Source organism: Streptomyces sp. NTH33, assembly GCF_003236365.1.
GTDB lineage: Bacteria > Actinomycetota > Actinomycetes > Streptomycetales > Streptomycetaceae > Streptomyces.
Genome location: NZ_POTZ01000523.1, coordinates 1 through 4,494, shown reverse-complemented (window position 1 = coordinate 4,494; position 4,494 = coordinate 1). Strand labels below are relative to the sequence as shown.

General features: G+C 68.6%; 2 protein-coding genes and 2 pseudogenes. 1 reads left to right on the top strand and 3 read right to left on the bottom strand.

From position 1 onward, the window contains the following. Nucleotides 1-28: 28 nt before the first annotated feature. From C1I97_RS32055 to C1I97_RS32045, 3 genes and pseudogenes are all read right to left on the bottom strand, one after another. A complete protein-coding gene (locus tag C1I97_RS32055) occupies nt 29-1,093 on the bottom strand; it encodes an IS110 family transposase (protein WP_258382832.1) in 1,065 nt (354 codons plus the stop codon). Between the two features lie 289 nt (nt 1,094-1,382). Next, nucleotides 1,383-2,441, bottom strand: a complete 1,059-nt coding sequence (locus C1I97_RS32050) for an IS110 family transposase (protein ID WP_111006560.1) — start codon at nt 2,439-2,441, stop codon at nt 1,383-1,385. 249 nt (nt 2,442-2,690) lie between these two features. Further along, nucleotides 2,691-3,848: pseudogene (locus C1I97_RS32045) on the bottom strand (IS30 family transposase); the annotation flags it as partial. A gap of 96 nt (nt 3,849-3,944) precedes the next feature. Between C1I97_RS32045 and C1I97_RS32040 the strand changes: the two are divergent. Further along, a pseudogene (locus C1I97_RS32040) lies at nt 3,945-4,235 on the top strand (IS3 family transposase); the annotation flags it as partial. Nucleotides 4,236-4,494: the final 259 nt, after the last annotated feature.

Sequence of the window (4,494 nt, the reverse complement as noted above, 5' to 3'; positions counted from 1 at the left end):
GCTCGGTGATTAGACACCAACGAGCTGTTCAGGAGGCCCTGCTCGTATGCGCCGAGCACCCCGCGACCACCCAATCGAGACTCCCGTTCGATCGACAAACCCCAAGATCGGTACAACAACAGCCACTAAGGCAGCGTTGTGCTTCACGGGGTGTCTTGCCTTCTGCGAGTTTGGCCTGGTGGTAGGCGTGTCCCCGGGTGCCGGGCATGCGGATCTGCGTGATCGCCACGGTGTGGAGTGCCGCGTTGAGCTGACGGTCGCCGCGCCGGGACAGGCGGTGGCGTGCGCGGTCCGCGCTGGCGATCTCGATAGGAGCGGTGCCGGCGTACTGTGCGAAGGCGCCGGCGGTCGGGAAGCGGGTGGGGTTTCCGGTCCGGCCGAGCAGGCGGGCAGCAGTCACCGCTCCGATGCCCGGGGTGTCGGTCAGCCGGCTGTCCGACTGCGTGACCAGCGCGGCCATGGCCTTGGCATTGTCCTTCAACTTCACGTCCCACGCCCGAATCTCGGCAATCAGGTCAGCGGCGAGGACATGGCGGGTGATCTCGGCCGGACCGACGGGCACGACCGACTCCAGCAGGTGCTCGGCTTTGGCCGCGGACAGGTCGCGCGGTGCCCCTCCGGGCAGGAGGGCTCGCAGCAGCGCGTGGAGCTGGTTCACCGCGCGGACTCTGGCCTGCGCGAGGTTGCTGCGCCGTTCGTCCAGCAGCGCCAGTGCATCCGTTGAGTTCTCGGGCTGCACCGGCCTTGCGTCGCCCTGGAGAGCGGCGACGCAGGCCGCCGCGGCGGCGTCGATACGGTCGTTCTTGCGGCCCGCCCCGCGTGAGAGCTGGCGGACCCGCGCGGTCGCCCTGGGCGGGACGTCTACAACCTGTTCTCCCCGAGCGAGCAGCCACGAAGTCAGGTGGTGTCCCAGACCCCTGGCGTTCTCAACGGCCCATCGCCGCCTGGGCCACTGGCGGGCCCAGTCCAGCATGCGCTCGTACTCCTGGAGCGTCACGTCGATGCGGATCGACGCGTGATCACGGTTGGTTTCCGGATCGACAGCAGTGGCTGTGTGGGTCGACTTGTGCGGGTCGATGCCGATCAGCATCATCGGCGGTCCCTCCTCGGACGTCGGGTCGGTGGAATCCGCAGCTGACATCCCGACTTCGAGAAACGTTGGGGTGGCCGATGCTCATGCCTCTGTTGAGGCAAGCCGCGAACGGAAACCGGGCAGGTCGACACACCCAAAGAGAGCCAGCCCCTGCGGGCGGCAGGAAGTACTCGAGTCAGCCTGCCCGGCGTCCTACGGCACGCTACGGGCGGCCAACCCGATCACGAACACCGCTACCCCCCATACAAGTCGGGAAGTACTGGCGCAACAGCCCGTTGACGCTTCTATGTCAAGCGGCGAGCCGGTGTTGGGTGATGTGATGCTGCCAGGAAGCTCGGTCTTGGGTCATGACGCGGTGGATGACGTCGATCAGGTGGCGTTTGAGGACGCGTCGGGCTCCGCGGGCTCCCTTGGTCGGCTCGTGGCGGGCCAGGAGAGCTCGCGCGCCCGGGTGGAATCGCTGCTGGACGATGGCCGTCGTGTAGAGCACGCTGTTGAGCCGCCGGTTGCCGCCTCGGTGCAGTCGGTGGCGTTCCTTGTCGGAGGAGTAGACCGGGATCGGTGCGGTTCCGGTGTAGCGGGCGAGCTTTGCTGAACTGGTGAAGCGGGTGATATCGCCGATCTCCGCGAGGAGGACCGCCGCAGAGACGTGGCTGATCCCGGTGATCTCCAGCAACGCGGGTGCCAGTGGGGTGACCAGTTCCCGGATCGTGGTTTCGAGTCCGCGGACGCGTTTGTTCAGCTCGTCTATCTCCGTGATCATCTCGGTCAGCACCCGGCGGACGTGGGTGCTCATGTCCGTGGTGGCCAGCAGCGCCGTCAGCGAGGTCATGCCAGGCCGGCGGGTGAGGTCGCCCGGGGTGTGGTCGAGCCAGAGGTGTGTGTATGCCTTGAGCTGGTTGATCACCATGGTGCGGCGTCGGACGAGGTCGGCCCGTGAGTCGACCAGCAGGCGCAGTTCGCGCACGCGGTCATCAATGCGGTGACGGTCCAGGCCGGGGGTGGCGATCGCGGCGTGGGCGACCGCAGCGGCGTCGACGGGGTCGGACTTCGAGCCGGTGGCGGCGTGCAGTTTGCGGTGTGCGGCCATCAGACGGGTGGGGACCCAGACCACCTCGTGGCCGGCCAGCAGCAGGCCGTCGGCCAGGCGGCGGGCGAAGCCACGGCCGTCCTCGATGGCCCAGGTGACGGGGGTGCCGTCGGCGATCGTGCGGATCCACTTGAGCAGGACGCCGATCAGGTTCGCGTCGTTCTTGACGGTCAACGGCCTGGTCAGTCGCCTGCCGTCAGCGTCGACGGCCACTGCGACGTGGACGTGCTTGTGCGGGTCGATCCCCACTGTCACCATCGAGTTGTCCTCTTGTCTGCTGTCGCGGATGACGGGACAGATGCGAGGGCCCTGGCCAGGGGACAGACCTATTGCGAGTTGACGGCTCAGCAGGCTTCTATCAAGTCACTCCCGGCCAGGGCTCCCGCCCTGTGGACCGCCGTGGACATCTCAACGGAAAGCCTTTCGGCACGTGTTCTCCGAGTCACCCGACGATCCCGCCGGACCTCTCCCGTCGAAGAAGCCCGGCCCGCCAAGGCTGCACCAATAGGTGTTCTCGTTCGTGGCCCGCTGCCACGGAGCGTGCGGGTCCGCGAAGTAGACCGGCAGCCCGGTCTCGACCGTGAGCTGGGCATGAGCGGACAGCTCCTTGCCGCGGTCCCAGGTCAGTGACCGGCGGAGCTGGTCGGGCACGATGGTCATCGTGGTGGCCAGGGCGTCCTTCATGGCCACGGCGCCGTAGCCGCCCAGCGCGGGGCCGTTCTTGGTCCGTGGGACGGTGCCGTAGCCCTCGGCCCGCGGCAGGTGAACGAGCATGGTGTAGCGGGTCGTTCGTTCCACGAGCGTGCCGATCGCCGACCGGTTCAGCCCGATGATCAGGTCTCCTTCCCAGTGGCCGGGCACGGCGCGGTCGGCCGCTTCGGCGGGCCGCTGGCTGATCACCACCTCCTCGGTGACGTGGCCGCCCGGCTTGTTGCGGGACCTGGCCCGTGGGACGCGCAGGGCGCGGCCGGTGCGCAGGCAGGCCACGAGCTCGCGTTTGAGGCCGCCGCGGCTCTCGACGTAGAGGGACTGGTAGATCGCCTCGTGGCTGATGCGCATGGATTCGTCCTCAGGAAAGTCGATCTTCAGGCGGGCCGCGATCTGCTCCGGGCTCCAGGCGTTCGCCCACCGGCGATCCTTGCGGTGCGGCTTGTTGCGCCCCTTCCACTCGGGAACCTGTGGCCCGGGAAGTACCGTGCCGTCCGGGGCTCGGATCACGCCCAGCAGGCGGTCCTGGACATACTCCCGCAGCCGCTCGTTCCCGGCCAGCTTCGCCTCCTTGGGCCGCCGGGCCACCAGGTCGGCCTTCCACTGCGCGACCGAGGCCCGGTACTCGAGCCGGCCACCGCGGGTGGCCGCGTTGCGCCGCAGTTCCCGGGAGATCGTCGAGGGTGCCCGGCCCAGCTGCTGGGCTATCTCCCGTACCCCGGCGCCCTGCACGCGCAGCAGGGCGATCTCCTCCCGCTCGGCGAACGAGAGGTAGCGGCCCGAGACGGCAAGATCGATCTGCGGCATCCCGCCAGCATGCCGGAACCACCGGGTGCCCACCGCCGGCGCCGCCCCGACGGCGACGGCCGCATCCTCGCTGGTCAGCCCCTTGGCTATCTCACGCCAGAACAGTCGCTCGATCTCCCGCCGTGTCGAGGGCCGCCCCGGCGACTTCATCGGCGACCGCCCTGTCAACTCCGTCGTCCACCCCGCTGGCCGTCCCACAACACACCTCTCTGATCAGGAGTGTTGCAACGACTGGTTGAACCCAGGCAATTCCGTTCACGGAAGTTCGTCTCCGTTCTCGCACGTCATGGCCTGGTCGGCTCGATGGGCCGGGTCGGTGCCGCCGGCGACAACGCGGCCATGGAGAGCTTCTTCGCGCTGTTGCAGAAGAACGTCCTCGACCGCCGCACCTGGCGCACCCGGCACGAGCTGCGGATCGCGATCGTGACCTGGATCGAACGCACCTACCATCGCCGAAGGCGCCAGATCCGTCTGGGCCGATTGACCCCCGTCGAGTACGAGACCATCATGGCCCCTCACGCAGCACTCGCTGCATAAACCCCGACTGTCACCCGATCACGCAGCAGTCCCACCCGGCAAAGGGCCGCCCAGCGCGCCCTCGACGTCATACGCCGCCTCGAGGCACCGGGCAGCGCGAAGGACGCGCGCCCGACTGCGCTTCGCCTGGCCGTGCAGATGACAGCCACCGACGTCGTCGCCTTCGCCGGCGTCGACCCCGCCACCGCCGTGGAAGCCGCGCGAATCGCCCGAACCGCCCCCGAGCAGTCACACGACCTGCAAGTCCGCACCCCACCCT